We start from the raw sequence: 18,825 nt of genomic DNA on the forward strand, positions 1-18,825 counted from the left end.
GGTACGATGATGAGACGGAGAGTCACTTCAAAAATCCATTCACCTAATAGGAAGAATAACGGAAGGACCTCACAAGAAACTCACAAAGATTGAAGGGAATGTGCACATGACGCGTAATCGAATGACGTTTATCTTCATCCTTGTGATGTTGATTGGCGTCAGTCTCACTTTATTGATTCGACATCAGTCGATTAATCCAACCGTCACCGTTGACAAGGGCGAAGCTTCTCTTCTCTCTTCTACTGTTGACGAAGAGATTTTACGACTAGACGGCTCATGGCGTTATGAGTCAGGAATTGTCAGCCAAGTTGATCGTCGCTCCTATCGAACCATTCCGTTTACAACCCCTTATCGTGAATCTACCTACGAACTCGATATCGCGTTGCCAACCGGTACGTATGCCTTGCTCATTCCAAAGTCCCTATCATCCTCTAAGATTTTGATAGATGGGAAAATGGTTGAAACGATACAAATTGGAAACAATCGTCTCGTCGAGCAGCCGTCTCTCCTCCTGCTCGATGATGAGACAAAACAATTCCGACTGACGATTCAACATGAACGACAGGCAGGTAATTTCGCACCCATCGAAGAAAGTATATTGGTCGGACCGTTACATGCCATCATGACCACTCAAAATGCTTATGCCGGCTACGAATTTTTCATGTTGCTCATTTCACTTTTGATTGCCATGTTCTATGCCATCGTCTATCTCTTTCACCGAAATGAACGGTTGTATGGTTTCGGAACAGCTTTCTTTTTTTTGACGAGTTTTTCAATCATGTCCCGAGACGGCATGTGGATCTCGGGTAGTGATAAGTTGACGTTAAGTTTAGCCTTACTGAGCATCATCATGTTAATCGAGTTTTCGCGATGTTTGGAACGTGTGTCATTTGACCGGTTTTTGGCCATTTCGAGATATCCACTATATGGATTGACTGTACTAGCCATCTTCCTGCCCTCTTCCGTTTACGAAGTGTATGAATACTTTGTATGGATGATCGTTTTATTTATCACGTTCTTCTGGGTCGGATTGAATATTGGATGGCTTCTTGAAAAGTACAAGACAGGCAATCCGCTCGAGTTACTAACCTTCACGCTCGCCCAACTCGTCGGGTATATCGGAATCATGACGTCGACGTTCATCGTCTCGCCCAATCAGCAGCTGTACGCCAATACGTTTACCATCATCTATTTCCTATTGATGTTTTTACTTCTACCGATTCACTTGTCTACCGACAAAAGGAAAAAGCAACAAGTCGAGGTGTTGGCTTCTCAGCACGAGATGTCCTTCTTTAATGCTCAAATCAAACCTCACTTCCTTTACAATACGTTCGGGAATGTGATTGCACTCTGTTACACATCTCCACCCGATGCTGCTCGTCTACTCAGTCACTTGAGCACTTATGTCCGCTTCATTTTTGAAAATGGTCGAACTGAAAATGAGATATCGATTCGTCAAGAAGTCGATATGATTGACTCGTATCTCGCCATTGAACAGACACGGTTTCGTGATTCGTTCTACGTCGAGAAAGAAATTGATGAATCTCTTCTCGACTGTTCGATTCCACCTTTATTGATTCAACCACTCGTTGAAAATGCCGTGCGACATGGTCTCTATCGACACCCAGGACAAAAGCGATTGACACTTTCTATCCAGGAACGAAACGGAATGATTGAGGTTTATGTTCAAGATACAGGGAGTGGGTTTGATCCAAACGTATCAAACAAAACATCTGGGATTGGGATTTGCAATATTAAAAGTCGAATCGAACACCTTCATGGTGCAACGTTTGACTTAGCTTCCACTTTGAAAAAAGGCACCACCATTCACCTGCGTTTACCAAAACAGGAAAGGACGAATCATTTAGATGCGTACGATTTTAATTGAAGATGAACATCATATTTTAGGAATGATGGAGCGGATTGTAAAAGAGGAGCCGTCTCTTGAGTGGATTGGTTCATTCCAAAGTCCGGTTCAAGCTCTCACTTTTATTCAAGAGCACCCGGTAGACCTTGTCTTTTTAGATATCGAGATGCCTGAAATGACGGGACTCGAATTGGCGACCTATTTGCCGGAACGGACACAAGTCGTCTTCACGACCGCCCATCAACAGTATGCCGTTGAAGCGTTCAATTTGCATGCCACGCATTACTTGTTGAAGCCCATCACAGAGCAGATGATTCATAACGTCATTCCGCGTATCATCCAGCGCTATGAGGCGATTCAACAAAAGAATCTCAATCAATCTTGTCGCATACAATTTCTAGATCGTTTTTCGGTACGAACACAAGATGGAAATCTTGTGAAGTGGCCAACACAAAAAACAGAGGAGTTATTTGCCTACTTAGTTTTTCATCGTAAGCAGGTCATTAATAAGTGGGTGCTTGCCGAAACCCTTTACCCGGACATCGATGAACCACAACGCGCCTTACACAACGTATACAACACGATTTATCGATTGAAAAAGACGTTAGCTGAACATGAACTCGATATAACTGTTAATACAATAAATAATGGCTATTCTATCGAACTTGGTGATTCCTGTGCCTGTGATTATTACGATTGGCTTGATGCACCTAATCCTTCAATTTCTAAAACAGACTTAAAAAATCGTTTATTTGTTGATAAAGACTATACATGGCATTGAAAAAAGACATCTCACACTTAAAGTGAGATGTCTTTTTTTTTATTGTATCCATCGAACGTTCTCTATTAGCGCCCAGTAAACCCTCCGTCAACGTGAAGATGTTGGCCATTCACCCATGCGCCGTCTGGGCCCATCAAGAAAGCGACGAAGCGAGCCGTATCTTCAGGCGTCCCCATTCGCTTGTAAGGAAATAATGGTAGCAAGTGTTCGCGAAGTTCGTCATTGATCCAACCCGTATCCGTCGGTCCCGGATCGAACGCATTCACCGAAATGCCGTATTCTCCTAATCCATTCGCCAACGCAGGTGTGATGGCAATCAATGCACCTTTCGTTGCGATGTAGGCCAGGTTATTCGCATCCGGTCCCCCCGATACGAAGAACAGGATTCGCCCATCTTGATGTCCCGCTTGTTTATAGCGCTCAATAAACGCAAAGGTGAGTCCGAGTGTCCCTTCGTTATTCACCAGGTAATGTTTTCTCAATACGTCGGTTGTAAAGTTCTCAACGTTGACATGTCGCTCATAGGTCGCGTTATGGATTAGCCTGCTCGGTATACCAAGTTTAGCTTCCATTCGATCAAGTAATCCGACCTCGTCTCCTGAAGCCAAATCGTATGCCTCATGCTCGACACGGGTCCCTTCTTCAGTCAGTTCTTGAACCAATCGTTCGATGAAGCCAATTTCTTCCCCGATTCCTTCTTTAGCGTCAAACGGACTCCAGTGCGTCAAGTACAAGTCATGTCCTTCAGAAGCAAGTTTTCGCGCAATCGCAGCACCGATGCCTTGATTGCGACTGACGCCAGTAATGAGTGTAAGTGGTTTGTTCATGATGTCCTCCGATTCTATTTGATTATTCTGTTCAGTCTATTAGTGAATCGGTGCCATCATGATTCCCCTCTCATTGATTAATGATTTCATTATATACAATTTTTCCCACGAATGACCTATATATTCGTATCCTCTTTAGATATGATGGACATATATGATTCATCACATCGGTATTGGGAGGCGCTTATTTGAAAAAGTTGATCATAACGACATTTTGTACATGGATATTGAGTGCTTTGCTCTATGCTGCCTTGACGGATGAATCATTTGTCACGCTTACCCAATCCGTCGACGTCAATCAGAACGTGTTGGAGCGCTACTTGACAACTCAAGTCATGTCTCCTAATTTCGGTGGGGATGTTTATGCCAGCTATCAAATCCTCGGGACGAGTACGACTCGACAGGAAGTGTATGTATGGGTGCTTCTACAAGAATATTATCCTAACCATCAACAACTTGAGCGAGGGACCGGAATGTCTGCTCCAATCGTCTTAAACATTGACCATTCCTCAGGGGTCTCTCGGATTGTCAATCATACGTTACCTCGAGATGGCTCATATTATCCTAGCGACTTACATACCCTATTCCCATTACATATTTCTATCGGCTTAATGTCTCACCCAACAGGACTTACCAACCGTCTCCAACGTCAACTTGAATCAGAGTTACCCCTTCCTGTTTCAAATACATATTGAAAGGATGAATCCCATGAGCCTCATTCAACAAATTAAACAAATCTACATCCCTGTCAAAGAGTTAGACCGTGCCGTTCAATTCTATCGAGACACGCTTGAGGTACCCTTTCTCTTTCAAGCAGGATTGCTCGCATTTTTCGACTGTGGGGGCATTCGCCTCATGTTGTCCCCTCCAGAGAATGATGTTTTTGCAAAATCAAGTCCAATTCTCTATTTGAGTATCGCATCCATCGATGATGCTTATGCTCAGTTGAAAAATGCAGGAGTGACTTTCATTGATGAACCACACTGTGTGGCAAAAATGGGGACGACAGAAACGTGGATGAGTTTCTTCAAAGATTCTGAAGGTAACGTGTTGGCACTCGTCTCCGAAATATTGAGTTGAACATACAAAAAACAAGCGACCGCACGCGGTCGCTTGTCTGTTTATTTCAATCGATCTAAGTTTTCGAGCATGATCCCCGTTCCGTGCGCGACACTGAGTGTCGGCTCCTCGGCCATCATGACCGGCAACATGACACGCTCTGCGACGAGTTGGTCAAGACCGTGAAGGAGTGATCCCCCACCTGTCATGATGATTCCGCGGTCGATGATATCCGCTGCAAGTTCTGGTGGTGTCTGTTCAAGGACACGCTTCGCTGCTTCGACGATTTCATTAGCTGATTCAGCCATCGCTTCACGAAGTTCTTCTGACGTAATGGTCACCGTACGAGGCAATCCACGTACCATGTCACGTCCACGAATATCCATCGATTCGTTACGCCCTCCTGGGAAGACCGTCGCGATTTCTTTCTTGATTTGTTCAGCCGTACGTTCTCCGATGATCAGCTTGTGCTTCTCTTTGATGGCACGAAGGATGTCCGTATCGAAGCGATCCCCTGCAATCTTGATAGTCTCACCGCAGACGATGTCTCCCATTGATAAAATGGCGACGTCGGTCGTCCCACCACCAATGTCAATGATCATGTGACCAACCGGCTTCCAAATATCCATGCCTGAACCGACTGCCGCAGCTTTTGGTTCGACGGCGAGGAAGACTTCTTTCGCGCCAGCTTTCTCAGCAGCTTCACGAATGGCTTTTGCTTCAACCGGCGTGACGTTCGCAGGTGTACAAATCAGCATGCGGATGCCTCCGAAGAAGCCTCGGACTTGAATTTTCTCGATGAAGTGACGGAGCATTTCTTCTGTTGTGGCGAAATCGGCGATGACTCCGTCACGGAGAGGACGGATCGCCACGATATCACCAGGTGTACGACCAACCATCTCATACGCTTCTGAACCGACTGCTAGTACTTTTCCTGTAGAGCGTTTTATCGCAACGACTGAAGGTTCGTCTAAGACGATTCCTTTCCCTTTGACGTGAATGACAACGTTTGCTGTCCCTAAATCAATCCCGATATCTTTTGAAAACATGATGTATAGGTTCCTCCGTTCGTTTCTTCATTGAAAAGAGCGAGAAGAGTCTCTCCTCGCCCTCTAATTCGTGCTCGTTTCTTAGTTCTGAACCATTTCTTCAGCAACTTCGACAGTTCCTTCAATACGCTCGATGTCAGCACCGAGTGCTTGAAGTTTCTTGTGGAAGTCAACGTATCCACGGTCGATATGATATAAATCTCCAACGCGTGTCTCTTCTTCCGCGATGAGACCTGCTAGAATAAGTGCTGCTCCGGCACGAAGGTCCGTTGCGACAACTTCCGCTCCTTGAAGGCGTACGCCACCTTTGACGATTGCTGAACGTCCTTCAATCTTAATGTCCGCGTTCATACGACGGAACTCTTCGACGTGCATAAAGCGATTCTCAAACACCGTTTCCGTGATGACAGATGTACCGCCCGCTTTCAAGACGAGTGCCATCATTTGTGACTGCATGTCTGTCGGGAATCCTGGGTGTGGCATCGTCTTCACATCAACCGGCTTCAATTCGTCTGGTGCCGTGACACGCATGCCTTCTGCCGTATCCTCGAAGTGGACACCCATTTCTTCCATTTTTGAAATCAATGGACGAAGGTGCTCACGTTCTGCACCGATGACTTCGATGTCACTACCTGTGATCGCACCAGCAACGAGGAACGTACCTGCTTCGATACGGTCTGGAATAATCGAGTGTTCTGCACCGCGAAGTGTTTCTACACCTTCGATGCGGATTGTTTCTGTACCTGCACCGCGAACGTGTGCGCCCATTCCGTTTAAGAAGTTCGCAAGGTCGACGATCTCAGGTTCTTTTGCAACGTTCTCGATGATAGTCGTACCCTCTGCAAGCACAGCTGCCATCATGATGTTCTCTGTCGCACCAACAGATGGGAAGTCCAAGTAGATTTTAGCACCTTGGAGACGGCCTTCTACAGAAGCTTCTACGAATCCGTTTCCGATGACCGTTTTCGCACCCATCGCTTCGAATCCTTTTAAGTGGAGGTCAATCGGACGTGAGCCGATTGAGCATCCGCCCGGCATTGCTACACGAGCGTGACCGAGACGGGCAAGAAGAGGTCCCATGACGAGGATTGAAGCACGCATCTTCCGCACGTACTCAAGCGGTGCTTCATCTTTGATGTCGCCCGACGCATCGACAGTTACTTCATTCTTTTCTTCATTGAACGATACCTCTGCACCGAGGTGACGAAGTACTTTGTTAATCGTGTACACGTCAGCAAGACGTGGTACGTTTTGTAAGATTGACTTTCCTTCGCTAGCTAATAGAGTGGCAACCAATGTTTTGAGTACGGCGTTTTTTGCTCCCTCAACGCGCACAGTACCTGACAGTTTACGTCCTCCACGGACTACGATCAAATCCTTCATATCTCTCTTTGTCCTCCAACTTCATTGTTTTTTTATATAGTGCGTCGATATCCGAATCCGGATGTGATGATGTCGATTATTTGAATGGTTTGCAAAACGTGATGATTTTTCATTCATTAATCAATCTGAATAATAAATAAGTGCAAATTGAATGAAAAAAACATCATGTCAGACGAATTTATCCTACATGATAATCATATAGGAGTCGTTACAGCAGGATTACAGTTTGTTAAATATTCTGCGACTACTGTATAGGTGCGAGCGCCTGCGCCAGTCGAATGTACTCCAAAAAGAACTGGGCAATCAGTGAACCGAAGACAACCGCTACGAGAACGCGCAAGACAGCAGCTTGCGGACTCCTCACTTGATTGAGCAACTTATCCCATTTGACGGGTAAGAGTGCCCACCAAGCGACGTAGATCGCTATGATATAAATCGCTAGCGAAAATACGGTATTGACCATCGACGATTCCCCTCTTTTCTAAAATTCGTACCATTTTTAATCATATCATGACATGTTAGAGAAAAAAAGACTTAGGGTCTTAAGCTTCGAGCGGTTTGAACCATTCGATCAACTCACTTTCTCTACAAGCACACCAAAAGGGACGTCATCAGCAGTAAGGTCTTACTACAGTAATTGACGCCCCTCACATATTTCAAACATTATTCAATCGATTCGTCAAGGCTACGAGACCAGCGAATCGCTTCGACGTAATATTGAGACCAATCCGAATCTGTGTTATGGAGCGGAATCGTCAACTGTTCGTAGTCGATGACATCCTCTAACAACTTTCGCAAACCGTTCTGTTCACCGAGTAACGCTGCCTTTACAGGAGGCGCCACCGGAAGCTCTGCAATCAACGTTTGCATTGCCTCATCGAGAATGACGTCGAGTGATGAAAAGATTCCCGTAATGAATGCATCAAACGGTAATACATCTGTCAATGTATCCTCCGCAATCAACTCCATCATTTTTCCGCGAATGACACTCTGTTTAATCAGTTCTTTCGATTCAGACGTCTGCATCTCTCGAAGAAGCATCAAATAAGACCATCGTTTCAACTCATCTAGTCCGATTCGCGCGACGGCTTGCTCGATTGATTCAATCGTTCGACGACCTTTTTGATACACCGTATTGACCGTACGGAGCATCTTATAGGATAGGTCGACACTTCGCTCAATTTGCGCTGAAATCCGTCGAAAACTCGGTTCCGGACGATCGAGCTCTTTCAACATTTCAATGAGCGTGTGACGCAACGGATGCACTTCGGCCCCGTGCACCACGATGGGACGACTAAAGAAGTACCCTTGGAACATTTTATATCCGAGTCGTTTCGCAATCTCATACTCTGCGGGTGTCTCGATTTTTTCCGCCAAAAATTCGACTCGGTGTCCGAGCGCATCAATCAATTTTTGCTGTTGATCGACTGGGGTCGCTTGATAGTCGATTTTGATGATGTCGGCGAGTCCAATCAATGGGCGATATTTCTCTTCAAATACGAAATCATCCAGTGCAATCGTATAACCTTGACGTCTTAACGAGCGGAGAGACTGTAATACTTTCTCCGTCGGTTCGACATGTTCGAGCACTTCGACGACGAGCGATTGACGTGGTAGCAACGAAGGCACTTCCCCTTCAATCAACGTCTGAGGGAAATTGATGAACGCGCGCGTCCCTTCTGTCAATTCCCGAAAATTGAACACAAGGTAAGCGTTATGAATGACGTCAGCTGTTGCCAACGAATCATCTACGTTCTCAAAAATATTATTTTCGCTGCGGCGATATAACAATTCGTAGCCGCAAACGCGTAATTGTTGGTCAAAAATTGGTTGTCGCGCAACGTAAACTTTCATTCCCTAATCTCCTTTACGGTAGTTCCCACCTTTATTATCGGTCTTCTTCCATATATTTTTTACTAGTCCCGTCATTTAGAAGCACGACAAAAGACCCATCTTTTCCAAAAAACAACAAAAAAACTCCCACACTTTCGTGTGAGAGTCATTCTTATTCTTTCATATCGCGAATGCTTAAGCGGTTGATCGCTTTTTTGAGCGCAAGTTCCGCACGACGGAATTCGAGTTCCGAGAGCTTCGTGTCTTGAAGACGACGCTCGGCACGAACTTTCGCCGCAGAAGCGCGATCATAGTCGATCTTATCCGCCATTTCGGCTGTTTCAGCTAAGATCGTCACCGTGTCGGGACGAACTTCCATGAAACCGCCGCTGATTGCGATCAGCGTGCGTCCACCATCTTCGTGGCGCAGCTTGAGGACTGAGACGTCGAGTGGCGTCACCATCGGGATGTGCTTTGGCAAAATACCAAGCTCACCAGTGACCGATTTGGCGATGACCATTCGTGCGTCTCCTTCAAAGGCTGCACCATCCGGGGTGACGACGTTGACGTGAACAGTATTCATCGTCTAGTTTCCCCCTTCCGCGTAGGTCTTAGACCAACGTCTTCGCTTTTTCGATGACGTCTTCGATTGGACCGACGAGACGGAATGCATCTTCAGGAAGATCGTCGTGTTTACCTTCGAGGATCTCTTTGAAGCCGCGTACTGTCTCTTTGACTGGCACGTACGAACCTTTTTGGCCCGTGAACTGCTCAGCCACGTGGAAGTTTTGTGATAAGAAGAACTGAATACGACGTGCACGGTGAACCGTGAGTTTGTCGTCTTCAGACAACTCGTCCATCCCGAGGATAGCGATGATGTCTTGAAGTTCTTTGTAACGCTGAAGCGTCTGTTGAACGTTACGTGCAACCTCATAGTGCTCTTTCCCTACGATTTCAGGAGAGAGGGCACGTGAAGTCGATGCGAGCGGGTCAACGGCTGGGTAAATCCCCATCTCCGAAAGACGACGCTCAAGGTTTGTTGTTGCATCAAGGTGGGCGAACGTTGTTGCCGGAGCCGGGTCCGTGTAGTCATCGGCTGGTACATAAACCGCTTGAATCGAAGTTACCGATCCTTTTGCAGTCGATGTGATTCGCTCTTGAAGCATACCCATTTCAGTCGCAAGTGTCGGCTGGTAACCTACCGCCGATGGCATACGTCCGAGAAGGGCTGAAACCTCAGAACCTGCTTGTGTGAAACGGAAGATGTTATCAACGAAGAGAAGAACGTCTTGTCCTTGCTCGTCACGGAAGTACTCTGCCATTGTCAAACCAGTCAAGGCAACACGGAGACGTGCACCAGGTGGTTCGTTCATCTGACCGAAGACCATCGCTGTTTGCTTGATAACGCCTGAGTCCGTCATCTCGTGGAACAAGTCATTCCCTTCACGCGTACGCTCACCGACTCCTGCGAATACAGAAATCCCGCTGTGCTCTTGCGCGATGTTGTTGATGAGTTCCTGGATGAGGACGGTTTTCCCTACACCGGCACCACCGAAGAGGCCGATTTTACCACCTTTGATGTATGGTGCGAGAAGGTCGACGACTTTAATCCCTGTTTCAAGGATTTCAACTTTCGTTGACAATTCGTCAAATGTTGGCGCTTGACGGTGAATCGGTGCACGAAGCACGTCAGCTGCCACTTCTTTATCATCGATCGGGTTACCGAGAACGTTGAAGACACGTCCAAGTGTCGCTTCTCCAACTGGTACCGAAATCGGTGATCCTAAGTCAAGTACTTCCATACCGCGGCGAACGCCGTCAGTTGAGTCCATCGCAATCGTACGGACCGTGTCGTCACCAAGGTGAACAGCTACTTCGAGCGTCAAGTCGACACTAACATCGTCCGCTGTCGCTGCCACGTGTGTGACTTTGAGAGCGTTGTAGATGTTCGGTAAGTGGTTGTCGAACTTTACGTCGATAACTGGGCCCATGACTGCGACTACGCGGCCTTTCATGCCGTATTCGTTCATCGTGTTAGCCTCCTACAATCTAGAGGGCGTGCGCTTATTCAAGCGCCGACGCACCTCCGACAATCTCTGTGATTTCTTGTGTGATCGCTGCTTGACGCGCGCGGTTGAATTTGAGTTTGAGTCCGCGAATGAGTTCATCCGCATTGTCTGTCGCACTCGACATCGCCGTCATCCGGGCTGCGTGCTCTGACACTTTCGCATCGAGCAATGCGCCGTAGATGAGTCCTTCCGCATAACGTGGGAGGAGCGCCGCTAAGATCGTTTCTTCTTCTGGTTCGTATTCATACATCACATTGGATGCGGACTGTTCGATATCCCCGAGCGGGAGCAATTGTTGAATCTTCACTTCTTGGCTGATGACCGAGATGAACGAGTTGTAGCAAAGCTTCAATTCATCAATCTCGCCCTCGCTGAAGGCACCTACCGTCTGTTTGACGATTTCTGCGACTTCAACAAAAGTTGGTTGGTCGTTTAGCCCTGTCATCGCGCTATACACCGGAATGTTGCGTGACTTGAAGAACTGGACACCGACTTTCCCGATTACGTAAAGACGATACTCATCTGTTGATGTGTGCTTGTCTTTGAGTTCACGGTACACGTCACGCAAGACGCTGGCGTTGTATCCACCTGCGAGTCCGCGGTCTGACGTGATGACGATATAACCAGTCCGTTTGACGGGACGTACTTGAAGCATCGGGTGTGTCGCGCCTGATGTACCACCGGCGATCGACGAGATGACTTCTTGCAACTTGTCCATGTACGGCTTGAAGTTGGCGTTGTTCCCTTGGGCCCGGTTCAACTTTGATGCCGACACCATGTTCATCGCTTTCGTGATTTGCTTCGTGCTTTGGGTCGAGGTGATCCGCATCTGGATCTCACGTAATGATGCCATTTCGATTCACCACCTTAATAGACGCTCGTCACCGGATTAAACCGATGGCGAGAACGTCTTTTTGAATTCCGTAATTGCGTCGACCATTGCCTCGTCTGAAGGAAGGTTTCCTGTCTGACGGATTTCACGGCAGAGGTCTTTACGGTTTTGGTCGAGCCATGCGTTCATTTCTGTTTCGAAACGACGGATGTCTGTGACTGGGATGTCATCGAGATGACCTTTCGTGAGTGCGTAGATGATGATAACTTGCTTGTCTACAGAAAGCGGTGCGTTCAAGTCTTGTTTCAAGACTTCAACCGTACGCTGACCACGGTTCAACTTCGATTGTGTCGCTTTGTCGAGATCTGATCCGAACTGAGCGAACGCTTCGAGCTCACGGTAAGACGCGAGGTCAAGACGAAGTGTACCAGCAACTTTCTTCATCGCTTTCACCTGTGCCGAACCACCAACACGTGATACTGAGAGACCGGCGTTGATTGCTGGGCGTACCCCAGAGAAGAAGAGGTCCGACTGAAGGAAGATCTGACCGTCTGTGATCGAGATAACGTTTGTCGGGATATATGCTGAGATATCCGATGCTTGTGTCTCGATGAACGGAAGTGCTGTCAATGAACCACCGCCGAGTTCGTCGTTCAACTTCGCTGCACGCTCAAGAAGGCGTGAGTGGAGGTAGAAGACATCCCCTGGGTAGGCTTCGCGGCCTGGAGGACGACGGAGAAGGAGCGAGAGCTCACGGTAAGCTGCCGCTTGTTTCGAAAGGTCATCATAAACGACGAGGACGTGTTGTCCGCGATCCATGAAGTACTCACCCATCGATACCCCTGCGAATGGTGCGAGGTAAAGAAGTGGTGCCGGCTGTGATGCCGATGCCGAAACGACGATTGTATAGTCGAGCGCTCCGTTTTGACGAAGCGTCTCTACTACGCCACGTACAGTCGATTCTTTCTGACCGATAGCAACGTAGATACAAATCATGTTCTCTTCTTTTTGGTTGATAATCGTATCGATGGCAACAGATGTTTTACCTGTCTGACGGTCACCGATGATGAGCTCACGCTGACCACGACCGATTGGAACGAGGGCGTCAATCGCCTTAATTCCTGTTTGAAGTGGTTCGTGAACCGATTTACGTGCCATAACGCCGTAAGCTTTACGCTCGATCGGGTTATAGTTGTCAGTCACGATTGGTCCAAGACCATCGATTGGTTGTCCGAGTGGGTTGACGACACGTCCGAGGAGTGCCTCACCAACTGGAACTTCCATGATGCGACCTGTACGTTTGACAGAATCGCCTTCTTTGATGCCTTTGTAATCGCCAAGGATGATAATCCCGACGTTACCTTCTTCTAAGTTTTGCGCCAAGCCCATTACGCCGTTAGAGAACTCTACGAGTTCCCCCGCCATAACGTTATCGAGTCCGTGTGCACGAGCGATACCGTCACCTACTTGAATGACTGTACCTGTCTCGCTGACTTCGATTTCAGAACCGTACGAAGCGATTCGTTCTTTTAGCAGGGCGCTGATTTCTTCAGCTTTGATTGTCATTGAATTCACCCCTATTTCTTACGCATTCAACAATTCACGCTCAAGGCGTGTAAGTTTCGTTTCGATCGTATCATCGTACGTCGTGTATCCGACTTGGACACGGAGTCCACCGATGACTTCTTCATCGACGACGTTATTCAATTGGAGCGTCTTCCCGAGCTTCTGTCCGAAGACGAGTTCGACGTCTTTCAAGTCTGTTGCCGACAATGGGTAGGCGCTTGTGACAATACCCTCTGCAATTCCACGATAGTCGTTGATCAATTCGCGGACGTAACGTGGCAATGCGCGAACCTCTGCCGCACGGTCATTTTCGACCATGACGAGAAGTGTGTTCACGACAATCGCCGTCATATCACCAAAGCTGTCTTTTAAAAGCTGTGCAAGCTCGCTGTCACTGACTGCCGGATTCGTTAAGAGATCCATGAGTTCAGGAGTCGCGTGGAGCACTTCATCGAGCAGACGCACTTCCGCTTCGACTTGGTCGAGCGTGCCTTGTTCCCGCGCTAAGTCGAAGAGCGCTTTGGCATAGCGTTTTGCTAGTGATGCGTTCATCAGTTCGCACCTTTCGCTTTAGACAGGAAGTCTGTAACGAGGGCACGCTGTTTCGCTTCATCGCCTTTAAGGTCTGATTGAAGGACGTGGCGTGCTGCCGAAAGTGCCTGTGTGACGACTTCCGTTTGAAGAGATTGTTTCGCAAGCTCACGCTCGCGCTCAATCGCTTTCTCTGCCTCGATTTTAATTTGTTCGGCTTCCAAACGCGCCTGCTCCACCAAGCGTGCTTGTTCTGCTTCTGCTTGTCGACGGCTTGCATCGAGCATTTCTTTTGACTCAGTACGTGCTGCACTGAGTGCGTCACGTTGTTCAACGACATAATGTTCCGCATCTTTGCGGCTCTTTTCAGCGAGTTCAATTTCGTTCGCTACATACTCTTCACGCTGTCTCATCATTCCAAGGAGTGGTCCCCAAGCAAATTTCTTCAACAGGGCCAAGAGTACGAGGAATGTGAAAATTGTAAAGATCATATCCAGAATGCGGAGGCCTTCGCCGCCAGCACCAGCTGCAATCATCATCGTATCCATGCATACCCTCCTCTTGACTAAATAAGTGAGGGAGACGTGCTCCCTCTCATGCTATTCTCGTTAACTCGGAATCAAGAGTTGAGGAGAAGGAAACCGACAGCCACACCGATGATCGGGAGGGCCTCAACCAAACCGATACCGATGAACATTGTTTGACGAAGTTCGTTTTTGAGTTCTGGTTGACGTGCTTGTCCTTGTACTGTTCCGTATACGATCAAACCGTTACCGATACCAGCTGCGAGTGCTCCAAGTCCGATAACAAGTGCTGTTGCGAGAAGATTAAGTTGTTCCATTGTGTATATTCCTCCTAAAAGTTAAGTAAATAATTTGTTTGTAACGCTTTGGCGAGATGTCCGAATCAATGTTCGGCCGAAGCTTTGTGCCCGATGTACACCATTGCAAGCGTCAGGAAAATGTAGGATTGGATAACCCCGATAAAGATTGAGAAACCTTGCCATAGAATCATTGGGAAGACCGCAAAGATTGCACCGAGCGGGTTGAGTGCGCCTTCGGCTGTAATCGCGAGTCCCAAGATGATGGTAATCATGATTTCACCGGCAAAGATGTTACCGTATAGACGCAAACCGAGCGTCAACGTGTTCGCAAACTCCTCGATCAATTTGATCGGAAGCAAGAACCAGACTGGTTTTACGAATTCCGCCGAATAGTGTTTCAATCCGTGCAGTTTCACCCCGTAATAGTGCGACATTGCAACGACGAGTGTCGACAACGCCAAGGTTACGTAAGGATCGGCTGTCGGTGAGTTGAACCACAAATAGTGTCCGGAAATGACGTTAAACGGTAGACCCATCAAGTTTGAGAAGAGAATGAACAAAATCAACGTCATCCCAAATCCAATAAAGCGTCCTCCTGTCTTCCAGTCCATCGCACTTGCGATGATTCCACGTACGAACTCCGCGAAGAATTCCATGAAGTTTTGTTTGCCAGTCGGCTTCATTGCCAAACGTCTTGTCCCCCAAATGGCGAATACGAAGACGAGTAACGCTGCAACTAGCACTGTAATGACGTTCGTCCAGCTCCCGTATAACGTATAGTCCCCAAAGTGCAGAGAATATGTGGGAAACTCATGACCCATTAATATTCACCTCTTTTCCTGCTGAGCTGGGCAAGTGTAAACTCGCCAAATTGTATGATGTGGCCGGCGATTAGACCAGTTACCACCGCGATGACGGACACTCGATCCTCGTAGAGAAGACCGACTATCACTGCTAACGCACCGACCGCCATTCTTGAAACGGTCCCGTGCGACTTTGGTCGTCGTCCATGCTCGATGACGTCATACATACGTATGACACTTCGATTCTGCATATGTAGAATGATGAGACTCCCGACCCCGCCGATGAACAATCCGAGAAAAACGGCTTTGTACATCGGGACGATGAAGGCGCCAACTAACAAAATTGCAAACCAAATGGTAAACCATTTCGTATAACGCTTCATCAACTCTTTTTGTGCTTTTCTGTCTGCTTGAATCGTATTCATTCGTCCTCTCCTGTCAATAAACTCCGAAGGGTGAGAACTAGCGCCGTAACCCCGAACACGAGTCCAAGGATAATCGACACATTCCAACCAAACGTGCCCCAAAATTCACGTCTTTCGCCGTACTGTCCGACGAGATAACCGATGACAATCGGTCCAGCAAGTGCTGTCGAGATTTGTGAAGCGAGCGAGGCATAGGATAGATAACGATTGTCTTTTTTCGCCATCCAAATCCCCCTTTCGAGTCTCACGTGCTCCCTTGTTCTTCACGAATTCACACTCGCGTGACCATCAAAAGTCACACAAGTTCAGAGTAATAGAAATGGCATAAGAAGTCAATGAATTTCACAATTATAAAAGCGCTTTAAATCAAGTCGTATCAATAGTTTTACGCACTTCATAAACTAAACGATTGAGGCACTTTTTTAAGAAAGTGTGAAGAAACGTTGAAATAAAAATGTTGACTTTATAACATTTCACAAACGTAATCAGATGAAGAATAGTTCAGTTATACCCCCACGTTTTGGAAAATTCAATCGGTAAACGCTTACGTTCACAAAGAGTTACGAAACGACGGTTGACTTCATTTTGAAATCGTTTTCAACGTCCTGTATCAGTATACCGAGGATGTTTTTACCATGTCGAGCGATTTTGCCCATTTTTTTGTGAGGAATCTCATACTGTTCAAAATCCCTTTCTCAATCCTGGTTTTATATTCGAAATCGAGGGATTCTACTTAAATAAGAAAGAATAGATAAATTCCATCCCAGTTCGCCATTCTTCTCGCTCTAGTTTTGTGTCTATTTTGTGACATCCGTAAATGATAAATATTATTCAGTGTCAATCGTAAAAAAAGCGAAAATCGCATAGGCGATTCTCGCTTTTAAGTCATTACTTCGTACCAAACAAACGGTCACCCGCATCCCCAAGTCCAGGAACGATATAACCGTGGTCATTTAATTTTTCATCGAGTGCAGCAAGATAGATCTCTACATCCGGATGTTCTGCTTGTACACGCTCTACGCCTTCTGGTGCTGCGCAGAGGCATGCCAACTTGATTGACTTCGCTCCGTGTTTCTTGAGTGATGCAATCGCATCAACAGCCGAACCACCTGTCGCGAGCATCGGGTCAACAACGATAAAGTCGCGTTCTGTGACGTCTGTCGGAAGTTTCAAGTAGTATTCGTGTGGCTCAAGTGTTTCCGGATCGCGGTAAAGACCGATATGACCGACTTTTACGTTCGGCATCATTTTGAGGAACCCATCCACCATACCAAGTCCTGCACGTAAAATAGGGACGATTCCCAATTTCTTGCCGGCAATCATCTTTTGAGTGGAAACAGAGACCGGTGTCTCGATTTCTACGTCTGTTAGGGGTAGGCTGCGCGTGATTTCGTATGCCATAAGTGAAGAAACTTCGTCGACGAGTTCACGGAACTGCTTCGTCCCCGTCTCTACTTTACGCATAATCGTCATTTTGTGCTGAATCAAAGGATGGTCATAAACATGTACTTTTCCCATCTTGCTTCACTCCTCTCTCATTCTCTCTCGAGCATTGTACCCTAACTCTGTTGAGATGGGTAGAGCCAACTTCTATTTTATCAAAGGTCAGACGCCACTTATGGTTGAATGACCTGGAAATAATCATTGCCCGGAAGTTCATACGATTGAGATGTGTGTTGATCGACTAAATAGAGTTCTGTTTCCGTTTTCCATACGTCAAAGGATTGCTCAGTCAATTCTTCATACAGATGCAAGTCTCCGATTTTGATAGCTGTAGACGGTTTTTCATGCGGCTGAATATGAGACAAGGCGTCAAACAACTCTTGCGTTTTCGGTCCGTCTAGCCAGATTGTATCTTGATCCGATTCAAAAACTGCCAGGCGCGTTTCCCTTTCGGCGGGGCGCGTGGACATCTTGTTTGTCACTGGACGACGGACATGCCCCCAAATTTCAAGGACCGTTCCGTATGTTTTCGATAACGATAACGACGTCTCTTCAGCCACATCCCCTTCAATCGGTCGATCAGATAAGATGATGCGTTTCATGAGTTCGCGATGATTTCCCTTTAGCGAGAGCTCTTCTTTCGGATCGACTTTCATATAAGGAGCCTCATATATATTCGGTAGGATGAGTTGTTTGAGCGAGGACGCCTCTCCGATTTGTAGGGTGAGACGATCATCGGCACGCCTCGTCAAGAAAATATACCCTTCATTCTCTCCGCTTTGAAACGGGAATAGTTTTGGTTCAATGATCGGGTCAAGTGTACGCCCATTTCGAATCGTCTCGAACGTCACATAGATCGCTCCCGTATCCGGTGTCGTATAACGGAAAGCCGAGTCGGGCATCACTTCTTCATGCGTCTCGTTCAATGTGAACGTACTTGTAATCGATTCAAGGTCATCGATGCGCTCAAACTCAATTGTCGAGACCACTTTCGATTCTTGAAAGCGCTCTTGTTCGAGCGCTTCAAACGCTTGAATCGGCTCCACGGCAAACGTTCGCTCCATCAACTCATTGCTGTTCGCGCAGGTCACGTAACGTTCATCACCCGCCGCAAAATATTTCACCGTTTTGGAACCGAGTACTTCATAGAGCGGATGATGAAATGTCACTTCTGCCACCTTGGCTCGTCGCTCTGGTAAGACATCTGTCGGACGACGCTCACAGTATGTAAGTAGCTTCTCTTGTGTTTGTTTCATTAACGGTATCTCAGGATCTTGCTCGACTCGATAGGAAGACAAAGGACGTAACTCAATCGCGTTCAACGTCTCGGCACCACATCCACTCAACAAGATACAACTGAGCAAGATTCCCCAATACGTGCGCATTGATGTTCCTCCTCATTCCCAATTAGGTGGAAACCACCTAAATTTTTCTTGTACATCATAACATAGAACCTATTTTTGTGATGATTTCAGAATTATTACGTTTCTGATGATTTGACGAAAGCGGTCCAACTCATTTTATGCTTCAACGT

Annotated in this window: 21 protein-coding genes; 4 read left to right on the forward strand and 17 right to left on the reverse strand. The window is 46.9% G+C overall.

Annotation, left to right across the window (positions count from 1 at the left end; translation table 11 throughout):
* The first annotated feature begins 106 nt into the window (after positions 1 to 106).
* Both OKS35_RS09245 and OKS35_RS09250 read left to right on the forward strand, forming a co-directional pair.
* Positions 107 to 1,888, forward strand: a complete 1,782-nt coding sequence (locus OKS35_RS09245) for a sensor histidine kinase (RefSeq protein ID WP_196431266.1) — start codon at positions 107 to 109, stop codon at positions 1,886 to 1,888.
* Positions 1,869 to 2,648, forward strand: coding sequence for a response regulator (locus OKS35_RS09250; protein ID WP_159562966.1), 780 nt, complete (start codon positions 1,869 to 1,871; stop codon positions 2,646 to 2,648). Before OKS35_RS09245 ends, OKS35_RS09250 begins: the two co-directional genes overlap by 20 nt.
* 65 nt (positions 2,649 to 2,713) lie before the next feature.
* Here OKS35_RS09250 and OKS35_RS09255 read toward each other — a convergent pair whose 3' ends face one another.
* Complete coding sequence (locus tag OKS35_RS09255) at positions 2,714 to 3,475, reverse strand: SDR family oxidoreductase (RefSeq protein ID WP_196431267.1); 762 nt, start codon at positions 3,473 to 3,475, stop codon at positions 2,714 to 2,716.
* A gap of 188 nt (positions 3,476 to 3,663) precedes the next feature.
* On the opposite strand from OKS35_RS09255, the gene OKS35_RS09260 reads away from it, so the two are divergent.
* Together OKS35_RS09260 and OKS35_RS09265 are read left to right on the forward strand one after the other, a co-directional pair.
* The gene (locus tag OKS35_RS09260; RefSeq protein ID WP_196431268.1) at positions 3,664 to 4,170 is read left to right on the forward strand and encodes a hypothetical protein; all 507 of its coding nucleotides are present in this window, start codon (positions 3,664 to 3,666) and stop codon (positions 4,168 to 4,170) included.
* A gap of 13 nt (positions 4,171 to 4,183) precedes the next feature.
* Positions 4,184 to 4,555, forward strand: coding sequence for a VOC family protein (locus tag OKS35_RS09265; RefSeq protein ID WP_196431269.1), 372 nt, complete (start codon positions 4,184 to 4,186; stop codon positions 4,553 to 4,555).
* 41 nt (positions 4,556 to 4,596) lie between these two features.
* Here OKS35_RS09265 and OKS35_RS09270 read toward each other — a convergent pair whose 3' ends face one another.
* From OKS35_RS09270 to OKS35_RS09345, 16 genes are all read right to left on the reverse strand, one after another.
* Positions 4,597 to 5,583, reverse strand: a complete 987-nt coding sequence (locus OKS35_RS09270) for a rod shape-determining protein (RefSeq protein WP_074035738.1) — start codon at positions 5,581 to 5,583, stop codon at positions 4,597 to 4,599.
* 81 nt (positions 5,584 to 5,664) lie between these two features.
* Positions 5,665 to 6,966, reverse strand: coding sequence for a UDP-N-acetylglucosamine 1-carboxyvinyltransferase (gene murA / locus OKS35_RS09275; RefSeq protein WP_012727351.1), 1,302 nt, complete (start codon positions 6,964 to 6,966; stop codon positions 5,665 to 5,667).
* A 244-nt stretch (positions 6,967 to 7,210) separates the two neighbouring features.
* Positions 7,211 to 7,429 (reverse strand): DUF1146 family protein, encoded by a 219-nt coding sequence (locus OKS35_RS09280; RefSeq protein ID WP_031422262.1) that lies wholly within the window; start codon positions 7,427 to 7,429, stop codon positions 7,211 to 7,213.
* A gap of 200 nt (positions 7,430 to 7,629) precedes the next feature.
* Positions 7,630 to 8,820: an EAL and HDOD domain-containing protein gene (locus tag OKS35_RS09285; protein ID WP_031422261.1), complete on the reverse strand. Its 1,191-nt coding sequence runs from the start codon at positions 8,818 to 8,820 to the stop codon at positions 7,630 to 7,632.
* A gap of 151 nt (positions 8,821 to 8,971) precedes the next feature.
* Entirely contained in the window at positions 8,972 to 9,382 is a 411-nt protein-coding gene (locus tag OKS35_RS09290; protein ID WP_012727354.1) for a F0F1 ATP synthase subunit epsilon, read from the reverse strand.
* Positions 9,383 to 9,410: 28 nt separating this feature from the next.
* Positions 9,411 to 10,829: a F0F1 ATP synthase subunit beta gene (gene atpD, locus OKS35_RS09295; RefSeq protein WP_012727355.1), complete on the reverse strand. Its 1,419-nt coding sequence runs from the start codon at positions 10,827 to 10,829 to the stop codon at positions 9,411 to 9,413.
* 34 nt (positions 10,830 to 10,863) lie between these two features.
* Complete coding sequence (gene atpG / locus OKS35_RS09300; RefSeq protein ID WP_012727356.1) at positions 10,864 to 11,721, reverse strand: ATP synthase F1 subunit gamma; 858 nt, start codon at positions 11,719 to 11,721, stop codon at positions 10,864 to 10,866.
* Between the two features lie 36 nt (positions 11,722 to 11,757).
* Positions 11,758 to 13,266 (reverse strand): F0F1 ATP synthase subunit alpha, encoded by a 1,509-nt coding sequence (gene atpA / locus OKS35_RS09305; RefSeq protein WP_074035730.1) that lies wholly within the window; start codon positions 13,264 to 13,266, stop codon positions 11,758 to 11,760.
* Positions 13,267 to 13,284: 18 nt separating this feature from the next.
* A complete protein-coding gene (locus tag OKS35_RS09310) occupies positions 13,285 to 13,818 on the reverse strand; it encodes a F0F1 ATP synthase subunit delta (RefSeq protein ID WP_074035728.1) in 534 nt (177 codons plus the stop codon).
* Entirely contained in the window at positions 13,818 to 14,345 is a 528-nt protein-coding gene (atpF, locus tag OKS35_RS09315; RefSeq protein ID WP_012727359.1) for a F0F1 ATP synthase subunit B, read from the reverse strand. Before atpF ends, OKS35_RS09310 begins: the two co-directional genes overlap by 1 nt.
* A 71-nt stretch (positions 14,346 to 14,416) precedes the next feature.
* Positions 14,417 to 14,638, reverse strand: coding sequence for a F0F1 ATP synthase subunit C (gene atpE, locus OKS35_RS09320; protein ID WP_012727360.1), 222 nt, complete (start codon positions 14,636 to 14,638; stop codon positions 14,417 to 14,419).
* Between the two features lie 65 nt (positions 14,639 to 14,703).
* Positions 14,704 to 15,441, reverse strand: coding sequence for a F0F1 ATP synthase subunit A (gene atpB, locus OKS35_RS09325; protein ID WP_074035724.1), 738 nt, complete (start codon positions 15,439 to 15,441; stop codon positions 14,704 to 14,706).
* A complete protein-coding gene (locus OKS35_RS09330; RefSeq protein ID WP_074035722.1) occupies positions 15,441 to 15,848 on the reverse strand; it encodes an ATP synthase subunit I in 408 nt (135 codons plus the stop codon). Before OKS35_RS09330 ends, atpB begins: the two co-directional genes overlap by 1 nt.
* A complete protein-coding gene (locus OKS35_RS09335; RefSeq protein WP_012727363.1) occupies positions 15,845 to 16,072 on the reverse strand; it encodes a hypothetical protein in 228 nt (75 codons plus the stop codon). The genes OKS35_RS09330 and OKS35_RS09335 overlap by 4 nt, the downstream gene beginning before the upstream one ends.
* A gap of 664 nt (positions 16,073 to 16,736) precedes the next feature.
* Positions 16,737 to 17,366, reverse strand: a complete 630-nt coding sequence (gene upp, locus OKS35_RS09340; protein WP_012727364.1) for a uracil phosphoribosyltransferase — start codon at positions 17,364 to 17,366, stop codon at positions 16,737 to 16,739.
* A 98-nt stretch (positions 17,367 to 17,464) separates the two neighbouring features.
* Positions 17,465 to 18,676 carry a hypothetical protein gene (locus OKS35_RS09345; RefSeq protein WP_214783650.1) on the reverse strand — a complete coding sequence of 404 codons (1,212 nt, stop codon included), beginning with the start codon at positions 18,674 to 18,676 and terminating at the stop codon, positions 17,465 to 17,467.
* Positions 18,677 to 18,825 lie beyond the last annotated feature (149 nt).

The organism is Exiguobacterium sp. N5, from assembly GCF_025842465.1.
GTDB classification, from domain to species: Bacteria; Bacillota; Bacilli; order Exiguobacteriales; family Exiguobacteriaceae; genus Exiguobacterium; species Exiguobacterium profundum.

Coding starts and splice junctions, on each gene's coding strand:
- OKS35_RS09245 (WP_196431266.1), top strand. CDS start 107: ATGACGCGTAATCGAATGACGTTTATCTTCATCCTTGTGATGTTGATT.
- OKS35_RS09250 (WP_159562966.1), top strand. CDS start 1,869: ATGCGTACGATTTTAATTGAAGATGAACATCATATTTTAGGAATGATG.
- OKS35_RS09255 (WP_196431267.1), bottom strand. CDS start 3,475: ATGAACAAACCACTTACACTCATTACTGGCGTCAGTCGCAATCAAGGC.
- OKS35_RS09265 (WP_196431269.1), top strand. CDS start 4,184: ATGAGCCTCATTCAACAAATTAAACAAATCTACATCCCTGTCAAAGAG.
- OKS35_RS09270 (WP_074035738.1), bottom strand. CDS start 5,583: ATGTTTTCAAAAGATATCGGGATTGATTTAGGGACAGCAAACGTTGTC.
- murA (WP_012727351.1), bottom strand. CDS start 6,966: ATGAAGGATTTGATCGTAGTCCGTGGAGGACGTAAACTGTCAGGTACT.
- OKS35_RS09280 (WP_031422262.1), bottom strand. CDS start 7,429: ATGGTCAATACCGTATTTTCGCTAGCGATTTATATCATAGCGATCTAC.
- OKS35_RS09285 (WP_031422261.1), bottom strand. CDS start 8,820: ATGAAAGTTTACGTTGCGCGACAACCAATTTTTGACCAACAATTACGC.
- OKS35_RS09290 (WP_012727354.1), bottom strand. CDS start 9,382: ATGAATACTGTTCACGTCAACGTCGTCACCCCGGATGGTGCAGCCTTT.
- atpD (WP_012727355.1), bottom strand. CDS start 10,829: ATGAACGAATACGGCATGAAAGGCCGCGTAGTCGCAGTCATGGGCCCA.
- atpG (WP_012727356.1), bottom strand. CDS start 11,721: ATGGCATCATTACGTGAGATCCAGATGCGGATCACCTCGACCCAAAGC.
- atpA (WP_074035730.1), bottom strand. CDS start 13,266: ATGACAATCAAAGCTGAAGAAATCAGCGCCCTGCTAAAAGAACGAATC.
- OKS35_RS09310 (WP_074035728.1), bottom strand. CDS start 13,818: ATGAACGCATCACTAGCAAAACGCTATGCCAAAGCGCTCTTCGACTTA.
- atpF (WP_012727359.1), bottom strand. CDS start 14,345: ATGGATACGATGATGATTGCAGCTGGTGCTGGCGGCGAAGGCCTCCGC.
- atpE (WP_012727360.1), bottom strand. CDS start 14,638: ATGGAACAACTTAATCTTCTCGCAACAGCACTTGTTATCGGACTTGGA.
- atpB (WP_074035724.1), bottom strand. CDS start 15,441: ATGGGTCATGAGTTTCCCACATATTCTCTGCACTTTGGGGACTATACG.
- OKS35_RS09330 (WP_074035722.1), bottom strand. CDS start 15,848: ATGAATACGATTCAAGCAGACAGAAAAGCACAAAAAGAGTTGATGAAG.
- OKS35_RS09335 (WP_012727363.1), bottom strand. CDS start 16,072: ATGGCGAAAAAAGACAATCGTTATCTATCCTATGCCTCGCTCGCTTCA.
- upp (WP_012727364.1), bottom strand. CDS start 17,366: ATGGGAAAAGTACATGTTTATGACCATCCTTTGATTCAGCACAAAATG.
- OKS35_RS09345 (WP_214783650.1), bottom strand. CDS start 18,676: ATGCGCACGTATTGGGGAATCTTGCTCAGTTGTATCTTGTTGAGTGGA.